This window comes from Nocardia sp. NPDC005825 (assembly GCF_040630175.1).
Taxonomy (GTDB): domain Bacteria; phylum Actinomycetota; class Actinomycetes; order Mycobacteriales; family Mycobacteriaceae; genus Nocardia.
Genome location: NZ_JBEXXC010000001.1, coordinates 614,051 through 630,610 on the forward strand (window position 1 = coordinate 614,051; position 16,560 = coordinate 630,610).

Genomic DNA, 16,560 nt, shown 5'->3' on the forward strand with positions numbered 1-16,560 from the left:
CGACCCCCCGCTACGGCCATGCGATCGGCGTCCGACCCGCGGCTCCGGACTAGGCTTCGGTCCTGTGGCGGTAGTGGAAGGCGCGGGGCGCAGAGTCATCGATATCGGACGCCGGGCCCTGGGCCTGGACGTCCCTGCCGCCGATCACACCGTCGCCGTGCTGCACAGCGTCGACCACGACGTGCCCGGCCTGGACCGGCGAGAAACCCTGCAGCTGATGCGAATCCGGCTGCTCGGCGCGACCGGCGCGGTCATCATGGCGATTTCGGCACTCGGTGTCGGCGCGCAGCCGGTGCATCAGAACCCGACCTCCGGGCTGCGGGTGCTCGGTTTCTTCGCCCGCGCGGGCACATCCACGCTGGCCATGTGCATGATCGGCACCGTCCTGGTGATCATGGCGTGGCTACTGCTGGGCCGCTTCGCGGTCGGCGGGTGGGGCGGGGATCCGCGGCACCGGCTCAGCCGGTCGCAGATGGATCGGACGCTGCTGCTGTGGATCATTCCGCTCAGCGTCGCGCCGCCCATGTTCAGCAATGACGTGTATTCGTATCTGGCGCAGAGCGAGATCGCGAACCGCGGCCTGGACCCCTATTCGGTCGGTCCGGTCGACGGGCTCGGGCTCGACAATGTGCTGACCAACAACGTGCCCAATATCTGGCGGTCCACCGCCGCGCCCTACGGGCCGCTGTTCCTCTGGATGGGTCGCGGGATCGCGCAGATCACCGGCGACAACATCGTGCTCGGCGTGTGGCTGCACCGGGCGCTCGCGCTGGCGGGCGTCGCCTTGATCGTGTGGGCGCTGCCGCGGCTCTCACGCCGCTGCGGGGTCGCGCCGGTGAGCGCGCTGTGGCTGGGCGCGGTCAACCCGCTGGTGCTGTTCCACCTGGTCGGAGGCGTGCACAATGACGCGCTCATGCTCGGGCTGATGCTGGCGGGCCTGGAGTTCTGCCTGCGGGCCATCGACGACTCACCGGAATTCGATCGGCGGGCGTGGGCGCTGCTGATCTTCGGCACCGTGGTGATCACGCTGTCGTCGGCGGTGAAGATCACCTCGCTGGTGTGCCTCGGATTCGTGGGCATGGCACTGGCCCGGCGATGGGGGCGCGGGCTCAAACAGGTGCTGCTCGCGGGTGCTGTCCTCGGCGCGGTCGCCGTGGCCACGACCTTGTTCGTGAGTTACGCCAGCGGGCTCGGATTCGGCTGGGTCAATACCGTCGGCACCGCGACCGCCGTGCGCAGCTACCTGTCGTTGCCGACGGCCATCGGCATCATCACCGGATTCGGTGGCGTACTGCTCGGTCTCGGCGACCACACCACCGCACTGCTCGACATCACCCGGCCCATCGCCGAATCCGTCGCGGGCTTCGTGACATTGCGCATGCTCATCGCCGCCTGGACCGGACGTCTGAATCCGATCGGCGCACTGGGTGTTTCACTCGGCGCGATCGTGCTGCTGTTCCCGGTCGTTCAACCCTGGTACCTACTGTGGGCGATCGTCCCCCTCGCCGCGTGGGCGAACCGCCCCGCCTTCCGGGTCCCCGCAGTCGTCCTGTCGGTGATCGTCTCCGTGATGGTGATGCCGCGCGGCGCCGACTTCTACGTTTTCCAGATCGTCGAATCGGCCATCGCCACCCTGATCGTCGGCGGCTCCCTGATCTTCCTCACCCGAAATGTGCTGCCGTGGCGCAATCAGCCGGGGGTGTCGGCTCGGTCACAGCAGCCCACGCCTTACGGTGTGTCCTCGTGACCGCAGCATCCGGACCCGCCGTACGCGTCGACGGCGTCGTGAAACGCTACGGCGAGACCACCGCGGTCGACGGCATCAGCTTCGACATCGAACGCGCGCAGGTGCTGGCCCTGCTCGGACCCAACGGGGCGGGCAAGACGACCACCACCGAGATGTGCGAGGGGTTCGTGTCCCCCGACGCCGGGCGCGTGCGGGTGCTGGGGCTCGACCCGATCGCCGATTCCGATCAGCTGCGACCGCGCATCGGTGTGATGCTGCAGGGCGGCGGCGCGTATCCGGGGTCCAAGGCCGGGGAGATGCTCGATCTCGTCGCGTCCTACTCCGCGAATCCGCTCGACCCGGCCTGGCTGCTGGACACGCTCGGGCTCAAGGACGCTCGGCGGACACCGTATCGGCGACTATCGGGCGGGCAGCAGCAGCGGCTCGCGCTGGCGTGCGCGCTGGTCGGGCGGCCAGAGATCGTGTTCCTCGACGAGCCGACCGCCGGGTTGGACGCGCAGGCGCGGCATCTGGTGTGGGAGCTCATCGACGCGCTGCGCCGCGACGGGGTCAGCGTGCTGCTCACCACGCACATGATGGACGAGGCCGAACAGCTCGCCGACCAGCTGGTCATCATCGACCACGGGCGGGTCGTCGCCCAGGGCACGCCCGCGGAGGTCACCTCACACGGCGCCGAAGGGCGGCTCGCGTTCACCGCGCCCCCGAAACTCGACCTGTCGCTGCTGGAAGCCGCGCTGCCGGAAGGCTTCACCCCGCGCGAGACCGCGCCCGGCTCCTACCTGCTGCAGGGCGACATCACCCCGCAGGTGCTGGCCACCATGACCGCGTGGTGCGCGCGAATCGACGTGCTGCCCACCGACATTCGCATCGACCAGCGCCGGCTGGAAGACGTGTTCCTCGAACTGACCGGGCGGGAGCTGCGCGGGTGACCGAGACCGAGAACCGATTCGCGGCGGGCACCTTCTCCCCCGCGCCGCAGCCGACCACACGCGCCAAGATGCTGGCGGCGCAGACGCGCATGGAACTGATCCTGTTGCTGCGCAACGGGGAACAGCTGCTGCTCACCATGTTCATTCCGATCACGCTGCTGATCGGGCTGACGCTGCTGCCGGTCAGCGGGCTGGGCGAGCATCGGGTGGATCGGGTCGTGCCCGCGGTGATGATGGTGGCGATCATGTCGACCGCGTTCACCGGGCAGGCCATCGCCGTCGGATTCGATCGGCGATACGGGGCGTTGAAGCGGCTCGGGGCGACTCCGCTGCCGCGGTGGGGCATCGTCGCGGGCAAGTGCTCGGCGGTGCTGATCGTGGTGGTGTTGCAGTCGATCCTGCTGGGCGGCATCGGGGCCGCGCTGGGCTGGCGGCCGTCGCTGGCCGGGCTGCTGCTGGGGGCGGTGGTGATCGGGCTCGGGACCGCGACCTTCGCGGCGCTGGGACTGCTGCTGGGCGGAACGCTCAAGGCCGAGGTGGTGCTGGCGCTGGCCAACATCCTGTGGTTCGTGATGCTCGGGACCGCGAGCCTGGTGTTCATGTCCGACGATCTGCCGCGCGCGGTGAGCGTGATCGCGCGGATCATTCCCTCGGGCGCGTTGTCGGAGTGCCTGGATCGGGCGATGCGCACCAGCGTCGACTGGTACGGGCTGGCGGTGCTCGCCGGCTGGGGTGGTCTCGCGGGGTGGCTGGCCACCCGATTCTTCAAGTTCGATTGAGTCCGAGCGTGTTTAACGACACGCTGTAGTAGGGCGGGTGACGGGCCGCTATAGGCCCCCGCTACGATCGGTGCGTGCTGTCTCGCGCCTTCCAGCGACTTGCCGACCTGTTCCCGATGCCCTCCCTGCGGGTGCAGCGGCTCATCGCGTTCCTGGTCATCCTGTCCCAGGCCGGAATCTCGGTGACCGGCGCGGTCGTCCGCGTCACCGCGTCGGGTCTGGGCTGCCCCACCTGGCCGCAGTGCTTCCCGGGCAGCTTCGTGCCGACCGCGGTGGCCGAGGTGCCGGTGGTGCATCAGGTCGTCGAATTCAGCAATCGCATGCTGACTTTCGTGGTGACGCTGGCCGCGGCGGCGATCGTGCTCGCGGTCACCCGGGCGCGGCGGCGGCGCGAGGTGCTGGTCTACGCGTGGCTGATGCCCGGCGGCACCGTGCTGCAGGCCGTGATCGGCGGTATCACCGTGCGCACCGGACTGCTGTGGTGGACCGTCGCGGTGCACCTGCTGGCGTCCATGCTGATGGTGTGGCTGGCGACGCTGTTGTGGGCCAAGGTCGGGGAACCCGACGACGGCATCGACACCGTGCGGGTGCCGCGGCCGCTGCGACTGCTCACCGCGCTGAGCGGTGTCGCGCTCACCGCCACCCTGATCGCGGGCACCCTGGTGACCGGCGCCGGCCCGCACGCCGGTGACAAGAGCGTCGAGAAACCGGTCGAGCGACTCCAGGTCGAGATCGTGACCCTCGTGCACCTGCACGCCGAACTGCTCGTCGCCTATCTCGCCCTGCTGGTCGGTCTGGCCTGCGGCCTCGCCGCGATCGGGATGAACAAGACCCTCCGCAACCGGATGATCCTGGTGATCTCGCTGGTGTGCGCGCAGGCCCTGGTCGGCATCGTCCAGTACTTCACCCACGTTCCCGCCGTACTGGTCGCCTTCCACGTGGGCGGGGCGGCCGCCTGCGTCGCCGCCACCGCCGCACTGTGGGCCGCCATGCGCACCCGCGAACCGCTGACGTCGACCGCTCCCGCGGCCGTGGGTCACGCCGCCGCGTAGTTTCAGCACAGGAAGTGGCCGAGTGCCGCTCCGACCTCGAGTTGATGGCGGTCGGCGCGAGCGGGCGGCTTCGTCGACCAGGCGCTCGACGTCAGGTGCGGTCGGCGGTGAGGATGTGGCCGTCGGCTCGGAGGGAGCGGTGTTTGCCCTCGATATTCGCTTCCACGGCGAGGGATTCGAGGTCTCGGTCGGTGGTGACGGTGAAGCCGTGGGTCGCGAGGAGGGTTGCCAGGGCGTGGGGGGTCCAGGTGGAGCGTTGGGGTTCGTGGGCCATGGGATTAGGGCGGCCGGTGAGGGTGAGCAGTAGTTGCATTGCCTTGCGGCCGTATTTGTAGACGCGGTTGGGGGTGGGGTAGGTGATGATCAGGCGGCTGGCGGGGGCGCTGCACTGCGCGATCGCGGCTACCGTGTCGGTGACCTGGGCCGGGGTCAGGTAGGGGACGACGCCTTCCCAGATCCAGGTGGTGGGGACGGAGTCGTCGTGGCCGGCGGCGGCCAGGGCGGCGGGGAGGGAGTCCTCGGCGAAGTCGACCGCGACGAAGTGGAGGTCGGCGATCGATCGGCGGTCGCCGAGGCGGGCACGCTTCTCGGCTTGGGAAGCCGGGTGGTCGACTTCGAAGACGGGGGTGCCGCGCAGGTCGGGGATGCGCCAGGCGCGGGCGTCCAGGCCTGCACCGAGGATGACGAGCTGAGGGTTGGCGGCGGCCAGTAGGGCGTCGTCGATGGCGATGGTGCGGACGGCCATGACTTCGGCTGTGGCGGAGAGGAGTTCGTATTCCATGTGGGGACCGAAGGCGGCCGGGACGGCGCCGGATCGGACGAGGGTGACGAGGCCGCGTTCGTCGTCGGTCAGGAGTTCGGTGGCGATCGGGTCGGAGAATCGGCCGATACCCAGTCGGCCGTCGGCGACGGCCCGGCCCTGGCAGACCAGGATGGCGGTGCGGCTCGCTGCGCGCTCGGTCACGAGATCATTATTGGCGGTGGGGAGCGATTTCGGGCAGCGGCAGGCCGGGGACCGGTCGATGAGACGGGGATGGAGTGGCGTCTCACGGCGAGATGAGGGTTGACAGTGCCCGGGTGGGGCGGGAGTTTGGCTGCTGTAGGTCAGGTCCGTCGCAGGAAAGGTCTCCCGAAGCAGTGAGCATCGAACACGCCAGCCAGTCCCCCGCCGAGGTCGTCAACGCGTTGTGCGCCGAATGGCTCACCGGCACACCGGAATCCATCGCGGAGTTCTTCACCGAGGACGCGGTGTACCACAACATTCCGATGGATCCGTTCGTCGGCAAGGCCGCGATCCTGGAGTTCCTGCGCGGGTTCATCGGCGCGTTCGGCGGGATCGAATTCTCGATCCACCATCAGGCCGTCACCGGGAACATCGTGCTCAACGAGCGCACGGATCGATTCAGCCTGGGCGACAACAAGGTCGAGCTGCCGGTCACCGGCGTGTTCGAGGTGCGCGACGGGAAGATCGCGGCGTGGCGGGACTACTTCGACATGGCCCCGTTCGCCGCCATGCAGGCGGGCGCCTGACGGTCAGAAGCTCTGCCAGGAGGGCTTGTTCGCGACCGCGAAACGGTAGTAGTCGACGGCCTTCAGGTTCGCCGCGGCGGCCGGGTCGACGATGACGGTGACGTGCGGGTGCATCTGCAGGATCGAGGCCGGGCAGAACGCCGAGACCGGGCCCTCCACGGCGGCGGCGACCGCCTCGGCCTTGCCGTCGCCGGTGGCGATCATCAGCAGATGGTCCGCGTCGCTGATGGTTCCGAGGCCCTGGGTGAGGACGTGGGTGGGCACCTGCGCGAGGTCGTCGTCGAAGAAGCGGGCATTGTCCTCGCGGGTCTTCGGGGTCAGGGTCTTCACGCGGGTACGCGAGCGCAGCGAGGAGCCGGGCTCGTTGAAGCCGAGGTGGCCATTCGCCCCGATGCCCAGGATCTGCACCGAGATCGGGCCATTCGCGGCGATGGCGCGCTCGTAATCGGCTGCGGCGGCGGGGATGTCGGCGGCATTGCCGTCGGGGCTGTGCACGTCGGCGTCGGCGAAGTCGACGTGGGCGGTGAACTCGTCGCGGATGAACCGACGGTAGGACTGCGGGTGTCCGGGCGGCAGGCCGATGTACTCGTCGAGCAGGAACGCCTGCACCCCGGAGAAACTCAGCCCCTCCTCGCGGTGCTGCCGGATCAGCTCCCGATAGGCGCCCAGCGGCGAGGACCCCGTGGCCAGACCGATGGCGCGGGCTCCGCGGCGGACGTGGTCGGCCATGATGCGGCCGGCCAGGACACCCGCCTCGGCGGCGTTGTCGGTGATCACGAGTTCCATATCGCTCCGTTCTTGTACACCCTTACGGGGTCCAGGAAGTGGTCGGTGACCAGCAGGTCGGCGCGCATCCCCGCCGACAGCGCGCCCAGGTCCCCGGCCAGGCCGAGCAGCCGGGCGGGGGTGGCGCAGGCGGCGGTCACGGCCGCGGTCAGATCGACACCGGCCTGGAAGACGGTGCGGCGCAGGACATCCGACGCGGTGGCGGTGCCTCCGGCGATCGGCCCCTCACCGTGCGGGTCGTAGATGCGGGAGACGCCGTCCTTCACGACGACATCCAGACTGCCCAACTGGTAGCGGCCATCGGGCTGGCCCGCGGCGGCCATCGCATCGGTGATCAGGGCCAGATTGTCGGGGCCGATGGTGTCGAACACCATGCGCACGACCCCGTCGGCCAGATGCACGCCGTCACCGATCACCTCGGCCACCACGTCCCCGCGTCCGGCGGCGGCCATGGCGGCGGTGAGGAAGTTGGCGTCGCGGTGCGCCAACTCGGGCATGGCATTGAACAGGTGGGTGATCGACACCCGCCGCCCGCGCCGCAGCGCGTGCACCGACCGCGCGTAGTCGGCGACGGTGTGCCCCAGGGAGAGAATCACATTCGCGTCGGCGAGTACGCTGGCGACCTTGTCGAAGTTGGCGGTTTCCGGGGCCACGGTCACCGACAGGATCCGCCCGCCCGCGTAGTCGAGCAGCCGCTCCAGCAATGCCGGATCACCGGGCACGATGCGGTCCGGGTCGTGGGCCCCGCGCCGGTGCTCGCTGATGAACGGGCCCTCCAGGTGGATTCCGGCGAGCAGTCCCGCGTCCACGGCGGTGCCGAGCACGTCGATGCGGTCGCGCAGTTCGGCTTCGGTGGCCGACACCAACGAGGCGACCAGGGTGGTGGTGCCGCGCCCGCGATGGTAACGGGCCGCCGCCGCCACGCCCGCGGCATCGGTTTCGGGGAAGCCGAATCCGCCGCCGCCGTGGCAGTGCACGTCGATCAACCCCGGCAGGATGATCGGCGACCGGTCATCGTTCTCCGGCAGCTCACCGTCGAATTCCGCCGCCGGACCGACATAGTCGAGAAAAGGACCGTCGAACGACACCACCCCGTCGGCGAGCTCGCCCACCTCGGTGAGTGTGACGACCCGGCCGCGCAGGGTGGTCCTCACGTATCCGCCCCCAGGGCGGCGCGCGCGGCCGATAAGGCGTCCGCGGCGGTCCGGGCCGACACCACCGCGGCCGCGGCGGCTTCACATCTGGCCCTGGTCACCGACGCGAGCCGGGCGCGCACCCCGGCGAGGGAGCGCGGCGCCATGGACAGCGTCTCCACCCCGAGACCCACCAGCACACAGGCGAAGTCGGGATTGGACGCGGATTCCCCGCAGACGCCGACCTTCACGCCCTGCTTCGCGGCCCCGGCCACCGCCAGGGCGATGGTCGCGGCCAGCGCGGGCTGCCACGGATCGTGCAGCGCCGCCACCGCCGCGGACATCCGGTCCGCGCCGAACAGGTACTGCGACAGATCGTTGGTCCCGATGGAGAAGAACTCCACCTCCGCCCCGAGCTGCTCGGAACGCAGTGCGGCGGCGGGGATCTCGATCATGATGCCGGGTGTCTCGAGTCCGGCCGCGCGGGCGCGGGCGGCGAAGTAGGCCGCCTCCTCCGCGGTGGCGACCATGGGCGCCATGACTTTGACCGGAGTCCCGGTCTGCTCGACCGCGGCCTGGATCGCGGCCAGCTGGCCGAGCAGCGTCCCCTCATCGACGCTGCTCAACCGCAGTCCGCGCACGCCCAGCGCCGGGTTCTCCTCGTCCGGCAGGTCGAGGTACGGCAGCGGCTTGTCCGAGCCCGCGTCGAGGGTCCGGACGATCACCGGCCGGTCGCCCATCACACGGAAGATCTCCGCGTACCGCTCGGTCTGCTCGGCCACGGTGGGCGCGGATTTCCGGTCCAGGAACAGGAATTCGGTCCGGAACAGGCCGACGCCCTCGGCCCCGAGTTCGACGGCGAGCAGCGCATCGGCGGCCGAGCCGACATTGGCGAGCAGCGGCACCGGGTGGCCGTCGGATGTGCGGCCCGGACCGGTCGGCGCGTCCGCCTGACGCGCCCGGAATGCCGAAACTTCCTGGCGGCGGGCCGCGCTCGGCTCGAGCTCCACCACACCGGCGGTTCCGTCCAGCACGATCTCCGTGCCCTCCGCGATCCCGACCGCCTCCGGTGCGGCGACCACGGCCGGAATGCCCAGGGCCTTGGCCAGAATCGCGGTGTGCGAGGTCGGCCCGCCCGCCACCGTGAGCAGTCCGATGACCCGCTCCGGATCCAGCGTCGCGGTGTCGGCGGGCGCGAGATCCTGGGCGGCGAGAATGAAAGGCGTTGTGCTGTCCGGGATTCCGGGCGGATCCACACCCAGCAGTTCGGCGACCACCCGCTGCCCCACGTCGCGCAGGTCCGAGGCCCGTTCGGCCATCATCCCGCCGAGCGCGGTCAGCTGTTCCCCGAAGTGCGCGACGGCCCGGGTGACCGAGTGCGCGGTCGGCGTCCCGCCCCGGATCTCGGCGCGCACCTGGTCGAGCAGGGCCGGGTCGGCGGCCAGCGCGGAGGTCATGAACAGGATGTCGGCCGCGGGCCCGGCGGCCGCGAGCGCCTGCGCGGAGTACCTTCCCGCGACGGTCTCGAAAGCGGTTTCCGCGCGGGCGATCTCGGCCTCGACGTCGCTCCCGGGTGCGTCGTCCGGGCTGGTGACGGGCGCGGCGGCCAGCCACTTCACCGATCCGATCGCGATCCCGGGGGCGGCGGCGACGCCGCGCACCTCACGCGTCAAGATCTGTCTCCAGCATCGAGACCAGTTTATCGAGGGCCGCCTCGGAGCCTTCCTCGGCGTGCAGGGTGACGGTGTCGCCCTGTTCGGCGCCGAGGGTCATGATCTGCAGCAGCGAGTTGGCGGCGACGGGATCCTTGCCCTCCTTCGAGATCTTCACGGGCACACCGGCCTCCCCGGCGGCCTTGGCGAACAGGGCAGCGGGCCGAGCGTGCAGTCCGGTCTTCGAGGCGATGACGGCGGTTCGGGTGATCATGCTGCGATGTTCTCCTTCTCGATTTCGGACTCGTCCGGTTCCCGGCCGGGTGTCGGCAGGTTCCAGCGCTTGATGATGAAGCTGAAGGTGACGTAGTACAGCGCCGCGTACCCGAGTCCGATCGGGATCAGCAGCAGCGGATGGGTGGCCTTGCCGAAGTTCAGCAGGTAGTCGATGGCGCCGGCCGAGAAGGTGAACCCGTCGTGGATGCCCAGCGCGTTGGTCAGCGCCAGCGCGGATCCGGTGAAGAGGGCGTGGATCAGCAGCAGTGGCCACGCCACGAAGATGAACGAGAACTCCAGCGGCTCGGTGATTCCGGTGAGGAACGCGGTCAGACCGGTGGACAGCATGATGCCGCCGATCATCTTGCGGTTCTCCGGGCGCGCGTGCCGCCAGATGGCGATGGCCGCGGCGGGCAGGCCGAACATCATGATCGGGAAGAAGCCGGTCATGAAGGTGCCCGCGGACGGGTCGCCGGCGAGGAAGCGCGGGATGTCGCCGTGGGTGCCGTGGTAGTCGCCGATCACGAACCACACCACCGAGTTGATGATGTGGTGCAGGCCCAGCGGCAGCAGCATGCGGTTGGCGAAGCCGAACACGCCGCCGCCGGCGACCGAGTTGTCGGCGACGGTGGTGCCCAGCCAGGTGAGCGCGGCATTGAAGGCCGGGTAGATGAACGACATGAGCACGCCGATGACGACCGCGGCGCACGCGGTGAGGATGGGCACCAGACGACGGCCGGAGAAGAAGCCGAGGTAGTCGGGCAGCTGGGTGCGGTGGAAGCGGGTCCACAGCGAGGCCGCGGTCAGACCCATGACGATGCCGCCGAGGACGCCGAAGTTCACCAGTTGTGAGGCCTTGGCGGTGGCCATGTCGGCCACGACGGGGCAATCCCAGTGCGCCGCACGGAACAACCAGCCCAGCACCGGACCACAGCTACCATCCAGCACCACCGGCGACATGGCCTTGAGGACACCGGCGAAGGCGAGGTATCCGACCACCGCGGCCAGTGCGGTGGACCCGTCGGACTTCTTCGCCCAGCCGATGGCGATACCCACCGCGAACAGCAGTGGAAGGTTGTCGATCAGGGTCCCGCCCGCGCCCGCGAGCACCGCGGCGACCGAGTGCAGGGGCGAGAATCGGCCGAGCATGTCGTCCTGTCCCAGCCTCAACAACAGGCCCGCGGCAGGTAGCGTGGCAATCGGCAGCATCAAGCTGCGGCCGAGCTTCTGCAGTCCGGATAGATCGAGCTTCTTACGAGAGCTCTCGGCGGCGGAATCGGCCATGGCGGGTCCTCAGATCAGTTAGCGTCACTGGTTATAACCAGACATATACTGGTTATAACCAGCTTTGTCTACTCGACACGCACGGAGGAAATATGTCGAAAGCGAATCAGATCATCGCGGGCCTGGGTGGCGCCGACAACATCGTCGAGGTGGAAGGCTGCATCACCCGTTTGCGCGTGGAGGTCAAGGACGCGGGCAAGGTCGACGACAAGGCGCTCAAGGCCGCCGGCGCGCACGGCGTCGTGAAGATGGGCGACGCGGTGCAGGTCGTCGTCGGACCCACCGCCGACGCGCTCGCCGAAGACATCAACGACATGATCTGACAGCCATGAGCACCGAGATTCTCGCGCCGCTCACCGGCCGCTCCATGCCCCTGTCCGAGGTTCCCGATCCGGTCTTCTCCGCGGAGATGGTGGGCGCGGGCGCGGCCATCGAACCCCCCGACACCGATGCCGCCACCACCGTGGTCGCCCCGGTCGCCGGATCGATCGTGAAACTGCACCCGCACGCGGCGGTCATCGTGACCGCCGACGGCACCGGCGTGCTGCTGCACGTCGGCATCGACACCGTCGGCAAACCGGATCTGTTCGAGGTGAAGGCCGCCGAGGGCGATCGGGTCGAGGTGGGCGATCCGCTGATCACCTTCTCCCCCAACGCGGTTCGCCGCCTGGGCCTGAGCGCCGCGGTGCCGGTGGTGGTCATGGACAGCACCCCCGGTTCTGCCCACGGGGTCGTCGCCGGTGAGATCGCCACGGGCGCGGTTCTTTTCACCATCTGATCCCGTTACGACACGAGCCGCTGTCCCGGACGGGGCAGCGGCTCAGTCGTTTCCGGGCTTCGGGCGGCTAGACGTCCTCGGCCGAGACGGTCATGTACACCTGGTAGCGGTCGGCCCGGTACCAGGACTGCGCGTGCTCGACGGCCCGATCGCGCGAGTACGAGATCCGGTCGAAAGCCAGGAGCGGGGAACCGGTTTCGGTGCCCAGCCAGCCCGCGTGGCGCTCGTCGGCGGCCACCGCGCGCACGCTCTGCTCGGCCCGGTCGATCGGGCAGTCGTACTCCCGCGAGAACAACGCGTACAGCGACTGCGTCAGTTCGTGATCCAGCAGATCCGGCAGCAGATCGACGCGGTACCAGCCGTCGTCGATCGACATCGGCAGGCCGTCGGCCAGCCGCAGCCGGACCAGGTGATAGGCCTTGGTGTTCACCGCCAGCCCCAGCGCGCTCGCCGAGGCGGCGGGCGGCACCGCGTAATCGGTGTGCAGCACCACGGTGCCGGGGGTGCGGCCCAGGCGGCGCATGTCGTCGGTGAACGACGCCATGTGCAGCCGCGATCGGGCCACCCGTTCGGCCACGAAGGTGCCCTTGCCGGGGACGCGGGTGATGACGCCCTCGGATTCGAGCTGGCCCAGCACCTCACGCACGGTCATGCGGCTGACGCGATAGTCGTCGCAGAGCTGGCGTTCGCTGGGCAGCATCTCACCGGGACGCAGGGTGGCGCACAGGGTGGTGAGGGCCGACCGCAACTGCGCCTGCTTGGTCACCCGACCCGGCACGTCGTTCCGGTCCTTTCCGCCCCCGCCTGCTGCGGGCGCGGTCATTTCTCGTTGCGCGCCTTGGGGAATCGCTTCTGACGCGCGACCCAGCCCGCCATCTTGGCCCAGTGCCCCTTCGCGGGGGTCACCTTGGAGATCAGCTCGCGGTCCCATTCGTCGGCCTCGGTCAGGCCGTCGACGGTCTCGACGAGGGACTTGGCGGACTCCAGCGAGCCGACGACCCGGTCGCCCAGCACGCCGTCGGCGCCGACGAGGGTGACACGGACGCCGATGCGGCCGATGGGCTGCAGCACCGCGGTCGCGGAACCGCCGTGCTCGGCCACGAATCCCTTGACGGAATCCACGACGGACGGCGACAGCTTCTCGGGTGCCGGGGCGGCGGTAGCGCTCATGTGTCGCAGTTTACCCACCGGTAAATCAGCGTCCATGGACCGCCGTGCATCTCACACTCGGCGTGCCGCCGCGCACACCGATTCCGGGCCGGTGTCAGACTGGTCGGCATGCGCGCCATCCAGGTTTCCGAGCACGGCGGTCCCGAGGTCCTGCGGCTGGTGGAGGTGCCCGACCCGCAGGCGGGTCCCGGACAGCTGCTGGTGCGGACTCAGGCCATCGGAATCAACTTCATCGACACCTACATTCGGACCGGACGCTACCCGCAGCCGGTGCCCTACATCCCGGGTGCCGAGGGCAGCGGCGTGGTGGAGGCGATCGGCGACGGCGTCACCGACTTCCGGGTCGGGGACCGGGTGGCGTGGGCGGCCGCGCCGGGCAGTTACGCCGAACTGGTGGTCGTGCCTGCGGCCGTGGCGATTCCGGTGCCCGACGGGGTGGACCCGCCGGTGGCGGCGTCGGCGCTGCTGCAGGGCATGACCGCGCACTACCTGATCGAGTCGATCTACCGGCCCGAGCCGGGCGAGACGGTCCTCGTGCACGCGGGCGCGGGCGGGGTCGGGTTGATCCTGACCCAGCTGCTGAGCGCGCGCGGGGTGCGGGTGATCACCACGGTGTCCACCGACGACAAGGAGAAGTTGTCACGCGAGGCCGGGGCCGCCGAGGTGCTGCGCTACGACGAGGACATCGCCGCGCGCGCCCGCGAACTCACCGGCGGGGAGGGCGTGGCCGCGGCCTATGACGGGGTCGGCGCGTCCACTTTCGAATCCAGCCTGGCCGCGACCCGGATCCGGGGCATGGTGGCGCTGTTCGGCGGGGCCAGTGGGCCGGTGCCGCCGTTCGACCTGCAGCGGCTCAATCCGCTGGGCTCATTGTTCGTGACCCGGCCGACGCTGGTGCACTACACCCGCGATCGGGCCGAATTGCTGTGGCGGGCAGGCGATATCATGAACGCCATCGCCGAGGGGACGCTGCGGGTGCGGGTGGGCGGCAGCTATCCGCTCGCCGACGCCGAGCAGGCGCATCGGGACCTGGAGGGTCGCCGGACCACCGGCTCGATCGTGCTGGTGCCCTGAGGTTCTCGTCAGTCGGGATCGCGGCCGGTGAGGCCGCGGTAGACGAATCGGGTGAGGGCGTCCACGGCCTGCTCGTCGGTGAGCGCCAGGCCGCCCTCCTCCACCGCCTGCAATAGACCCATCGCCGAGGCGAACATCATGGACAGGCTCGCGTCGGCGGAGCCCGGCAGGCGCGGGCCCGACGGGCCGAAGCCGTCGAGATGGTCGGCCACCTCGTCGCGCTGTTCGGTCGCGAAACGCGTTGCGATGCGGGCGAAGTCGTCGTTGACCAGGGCGGCCTGCTGGACGGCGCGCAGCACCGGCCAGTTCTTGCGGGCGAAGGCCCAGTAGCTCGCGATGTGGTAGCGCACCGCGGCCGGGTCGGTGAAGTCGGCGATGTGCGCGGGATCGGCGGCGGAGATGTCGCTCTCGTCGGCCAGGTCCTTCAACAGCGACTGGAGCAGTTCTTCCTTGCTCGCGAAGTGGTTGTAGAACGAGCCCGCGGCGCGATCGGCCGCTGCGGTGATGTCGGTGATCTTCGTGTTCAGGTAGCCGCGCTCGGCGAACAGCCGCCGGGCGGCGGTTTTGAGCGCCTGCTCGGTCTCGGCCGACCTCTCACTGCGGCGTGCTGCCACGATCCACCTCCTTGACAGCGGAAGGTACCACCCAGAATACTGAATTCACGTTCAGTGAATTTGTATTCAGTATTGGAGTTATCATGAATCCGCAGGTCATCATTGCGGGAGCCGGGCCGACCGGACTCACCCTCGCCATCGATCTGGCGCGGCGCGGGGTGGCGGTGCGCATCGTGGACCGTGCCGCGGAGTTCTTCGCCGGATCGCGCGGGGACGGGTTGCAGCCGCGCACCCTCGAGGTCTTCGACGATCTCGGCGTACTCGACGCGGTGCTCGCCCAGGGCGCGCCGCAGGCCCCGCTGCTGGTCCACCTGGACGGGGAATTCGTGATGGAGCGGCGAATGAGCGCGTGGCGCGAGCCCACCGCCGATGTGCCGCACCCGAATCCGTGGGTGCTCGCCCAGGCCGACACCGAGCGGGTGCTGCGCGAGCGGCTGGCGGAGTTCGGGGTGCGGGTCGAATCCGGAACGGCGCTGGTCGATTTCAGCGCCGACGCGGACGGGGTGACGGTGACGTTGGAGCACGACGGCGTGACCGAGCGGGTGCGAGCCGGGTACCTGGTGGGCGCGGACGGCGGGCGCAGCACCGTGCGCAAGGCGCTCGGGATCGCGTTCGAGGGCGTCACCGACGAATCGATTCGCCTGCTGCTCGGGGATGTGTGCGCGGACGCGCTCGATCATTCGGTGGGCTACTGGTTCGCCGATTCCGACTCCCCGATGGACGGAATCGCGTTGATGCCCTTGCCGGGCGGGCGCAAGTTCCAGTTCGCGACCGGACTCGACGCCGACTCCGGGACCGGTCTGGAGGTATTGCAGGAGCATGTGACGCGCCGGTCGCGCCGCGACGACATCGTGCTCAGCGACCTCAGCTGGTCGACGGTGTGGCGGCCGAATGTCCGCCTGGCGCAGCGGTATCGGTCCGGGCGGGTGTTCCTCGCCGGGGACGCGGCGCACGTGCATCCGCCCACCGGCGGGCAGGGGCTCAATACCGGCGTTCAGGACGCCTACAACCTCGGCTGGAAACTCGCGGCCGCGCTGCGTGATCCGGGGGCCGCGACCGAGGCCCTGCTCGACAGCTACGAGACCGAGCGGCGGGCGGTGGCCGCGCGGGTGCTGGGCCTGAGTTCGGAGCTGCTCGACAAGACGGTGAAGGGCGATCCGGACGCCATGGATCGGGAGGGCACCCATCAGCTCGACATCAGTTATCGGGACGCTCAGGACAATTCACCCGGAGTGCGGCCCGGGGACCGCGCACCGGACGCGCCGCTGACCGACGCGAACGGCAAGACCGTCCGATTGTTCGACCTGTTCCGCGGTCCGCACGCCACCCTGCTGGTCTTCGGGCGGGACACGACCGGCGGTCCGGACCGCTCCCCCGTGACCGACCTGCGCACCGTGCGCCTGGTCGGAACCGAAACCGCGCTGGTCGAAGGCGAATTCAGCGATGCCGACGGGCACGCGCGACGCGCTTACGACGCCGCCGACGGCACCTGGGTGATCGTCCGCCCCGACGGCCACCTCGGCGCCGCCGACGCCGCTACCGCGCGGTAGCTCGCGCGTCCCGGGTTCCCGGCTCCGAGCTGTGCAACCCCTGGGAACCCGGGAGTCGCGTGAACCGTGCAGAATGATCATGCTGCCGCGCAAGACGATTCGCCCGGACCGAACATTTTCGGCCACGCGAGGGAGTCGCGACCCCGTAAGGTGGTCGCGGCGAGGGTTCGGGCGGCCGGCAGGTAGAGGCGCATCGGTCAGAGGTG

The 16,560-nt window shown here is 69.8% G+C and carries 18 protein-coding genes; 9 read left to right on the forward strand and 9 right to left on the reverse strand.

Translation table 11 applies throughout. The annotated features are described in order from the left end of the window. Positions 1-64: 64 nt before the first annotated feature. From mptB to ABZ382_RS02920, 4 genes are all read left to right on the forward strand, one after another. A complete protein-coding gene (gene mptB / locus ABZ382_RS02905; RefSeq protein ID WP_357082999.1) occupies positions 65-1,747 on the forward strand; it encodes a polyprenol phosphomannose-dependent alpha 1,6 mannosyltransferase MptB in 1,683 nt (560 codons plus the stop codon). Then, a complete protein-coding gene (locus tag ABZ382_RS02910) occupies positions 1,744-2,676 on the forward strand; it encodes an ABC transporter ATP-binding protein (protein WP_357083002.1) in 933 nt (310 codons plus the stop codon). Before mptB ends, ABZ382_RS02910 begins: the two co-directional genes overlap by 4 nt. Then, positions 2,673-3,455 carry an ABC transporter permease gene (locus tag ABZ382_RS02915; RefSeq protein WP_357083004.1) on the forward strand — a complete coding sequence of 261 codons (783 nt, stop codon included), beginning with the start codon at positions 2,673-2,675 and terminating at the stop codon, positions 3,453-3,455. The genes ABZ382_RS02910 and ABZ382_RS02915 overlap by 4 nt, the downstream gene beginning before the upstream one ends. A 74-nt stretch (positions 3,456-3,529) precedes the next feature. Further along, positions 3,530-4,507, forward strand: a complete 978-nt coding sequence (locus ABZ382_RS02920) for a heme A synthase (RefSeq protein WP_357083008.1) — start codon at positions 3,530-3,532, stop codon at positions 4,505-4,507. 91 nt (positions 4,508-4,598) lie between these two features. On the opposite strand, the gene ABZ382_RS02925 is transcribed toward ABZ382_RS02920, so the two are convergent. Beyond that, positions 4,599-5,471, reverse strand: coding sequence for a class I SAM-dependent methyltransferase (locus ABZ382_RS02925; RefSeq protein WP_357083011.1), 873 nt, complete (start codon positions 5,469-5,471; stop codon positions 4,599-4,601). A 173-nt stretch (positions 5,472-5,644) separates the two neighbouring features. On the opposite strand from ABZ382_RS02925, the gene ABZ382_RS02930 reads away from it, so the two are divergent. Further along, positions 5,645-6,037: a limonene-1,2-epoxide hydrolase family protein gene (locus tag ABZ382_RS02930; protein ID WP_357083014.1), complete on the forward strand. Its 393-nt coding sequence runs from the start codon at positions 5,645-5,647 to the stop codon at positions 6,035-6,037. A gap of 3 nt (positions 6,038-6,040) precedes the next feature. Here ABZ382_RS02930 and nagB read toward each other — a convergent pair whose 3' ends face one another. Genes nagB through ABZ382_RS02955 form a run of 5 tightly spaced genes read right to left on the reverse strand, consistent with a single transcriptional unit; the run spans position 6,041 to position 11,168 of the window. Then, positions 6,041-6,823 carry a glucosamine-6-phosphate deaminase gene (gene nagB, locus ABZ382_RS02935; RefSeq protein ID WP_357083017.1) on the reverse strand — a complete coding sequence of 261 codons (783 nt, stop codon included), beginning with the start codon at positions 6,821-6,823 and terminating at the stop codon, positions 6,041-6,043. Further along, positions 6,811-7,977, reverse strand: coding sequence for an amidohydrolase family protein (locus ABZ382_RS02940; RefSeq protein ID WP_357083020.1), 1,167 nt, complete (start codon positions 7,975-7,977; stop codon positions 6,811-6,813). The genes nagB and ABZ382_RS02940 overlap by 13 nt, the downstream gene beginning before the upstream one ends. Continuing rightward, the gene (gene ptsP, locus ABZ382_RS02945) at positions 7,974-9,629 is read right to left on the reverse strand and encodes a phosphoenolpyruvate--protein phosphotransferase (protein WP_357083023.1); all 1,656 of its coding nucleotides are present in this window, start codon (positions 9,627-9,629) and stop codon (positions 7,974-7,976) included. The genes ABZ382_RS02940 and ptsP overlap by 4 nt, the downstream gene beginning before the upstream one ends. After that, positions 9,619-9,882, reverse strand: coding sequence for an HPr family phosphocarrier protein (locus ABZ382_RS02950; protein WP_357083026.1), 264 nt, complete (start codon positions 9,880-9,882; stop codon positions 9,619-9,621). Before ABZ382_RS02950 ends, ptsP begins: the two co-directional genes overlap by 11 nt. Further along, positions 9,879-11,168 (reverse strand): PTS transporter subunit EIIC, encoded by a 1,290-nt coding sequence (locus ABZ382_RS02955; RefSeq protein ID WP_357083029.1) that lies wholly within the window; start codon positions 11,166-11,168, stop codon positions 9,879-9,881. Before ABZ382_RS02955 ends, ABZ382_RS02950 begins: the two co-directional genes overlap by 4 nt. A 92-nt stretch (positions 11,169-11,260) precedes the next feature. On the opposite strand from ABZ382_RS02955, the gene ABZ382_RS02960 reads away from it, so the two are divergent. Both ABZ382_RS02960 and ABZ382_RS02965 read left to right on the forward strand, forming a co-directional pair. Then, positions 11,261-11,491, forward strand: coding sequence for a PTS glucose/sucrose transporter subunit IIB (locus ABZ382_RS02960; protein WP_357083032.1), 231 nt, complete (start codon positions 11,261-11,263; stop codon positions 11,489-11,491). A gap of 5 nt (positions 11,492-11,496) precedes the next feature. Further along, positions 11,497-11,946, forward strand: coding sequence for a PTS glucose transporter subunit IIA (locus ABZ382_RS02965; protein WP_357083035.1), 450 nt, complete (start codon positions 11,497-11,499; stop codon positions 11,944-11,946). 67 nt (positions 11,947-12,013) lie between these two features. Here the strand turns inward: ABZ382_RS02965 and ABZ382_RS02970 are convergent, their stop codons facing one another. Both ABZ382_RS02970 and ABZ382_RS02975 read right to left on the reverse strand, forming a co-directional pair. After that, the gene (locus ABZ382_RS02970; RefSeq protein ID WP_357083038.1) at positions 12,014-12,724 is read right to left on the reverse strand and encodes a GntR family transcriptional regulator; all 711 of its coding nucleotides are present in this window, start codon (positions 12,722-12,724) and stop codon (positions 12,014-12,016) included. A 41-nt stretch (positions 12,725-12,765) separates the two neighbouring features. Beyond that, entirely contained in the window at positions 12,766-13,116 is a 351-nt protein-coding gene (locus ABZ382_RS02975; RefSeq protein WP_357083042.1) for a hypothetical protein, read from the reverse strand. Positions 13,117-13,224: 108 nt separating this feature from the next. On the opposite strand from ABZ382_RS02975, the gene ABZ382_RS02980 reads away from it, so the two are divergent. Beyond that, on the forward strand, positions 13,225-14,190 hold the full coding sequence (locus ABZ382_RS02980; RefSeq protein ID WP_357083045.1) for a quinone oxidoreductase: 966 nt from the start codon (positions 13,225-13,227) through the stop codon (positions 14,188-14,190). A gap of 8 nt (positions 14,191-14,198) precedes the next feature. Here the strand turns inward: ABZ382_RS02980 and ABZ382_RS02985 are convergent, their stop codons facing one another. After that, positions 14,199-14,804, reverse strand: coding sequence for a TetR/AcrR family transcriptional regulator (locus ABZ382_RS02985; protein WP_357083048.1), 606 nt, complete (start codon positions 14,802-14,804; stop codon positions 14,199-14,201). 83 nt (positions 14,805-14,887) lie between these two features. Between ABZ382_RS02985 and ABZ382_RS02990 the strand changes: the two genes are divergently transcribed. Continuing rightward, a complete protein-coding gene (locus ABZ382_RS02990; protein WP_357083051.1) occupies positions 14,888-16,354 on the forward strand; it encodes an FAD-dependent monooxygenase in 1,467 nt (488 codons plus the stop codon). Positions 16,355-16,560 lie beyond the last annotated feature (206 nt).

Bases quoted from the DNA above. Each gene is read 5' to 3' on its own strand.
- nagB (WP_357083017.1), bottom strand. From the start codon at position 6,823: ATGGAACTCGTGATCACCGACAACGCCGCCGAGGCGGGTGTCCTGGCC.
- ABZ382_RS02950 (WP_357083026.1), bottom strand. From the start codon at position 9,882: ATGATCACCCGAACCGCCGTCATCGCCTCGAAGACCGGACTGCACGCT.
- ABZ382_RS02955 (WP_357083029.1), bottom strand. From the start codon at position 11,168: ATGGCCGATTCCGCCGCCGAGAGCTCTCGTAAGAAGCTCGATCTATCC.
- ABZ382_RS02960 (WP_357083032.1), top strand. From the start codon at position 11,261: ATGTCGAAAGCGAATCAGATCATCGCGGGCCTGGGTGGCGCCGACAAC.
- ABZ382_RS02965 (WP_357083035.1), top strand. From the start codon at position 11,497: ATGAGCACCGAGATTCTCGCGCCGCTCACCGGCCGCTCCATGCCCCTG.
- ABZ382_RS02975 (WP_357083042.1), bottom strand. From the start codon at position 13,116: ATGAGCGCTACCGCCGCCCCGGCACCCGAGAAGCTGTCGCCGTCCGTC.
- ABZ382_RS02980 (WP_357083045.1), top strand. From the start codon at position 13,225: ATGCGCGCCATCCAGGTTTCCGAGCACGGCGGTCCCGAGGTCCTGCGG.
- ABZ382_RS02990 (WP_357083051.1), top strand. From the start codon at position 14,888: ATGAATCCGCAGGTCATCATTGCGGGAGCCGGGCCGACCGGACTCACC.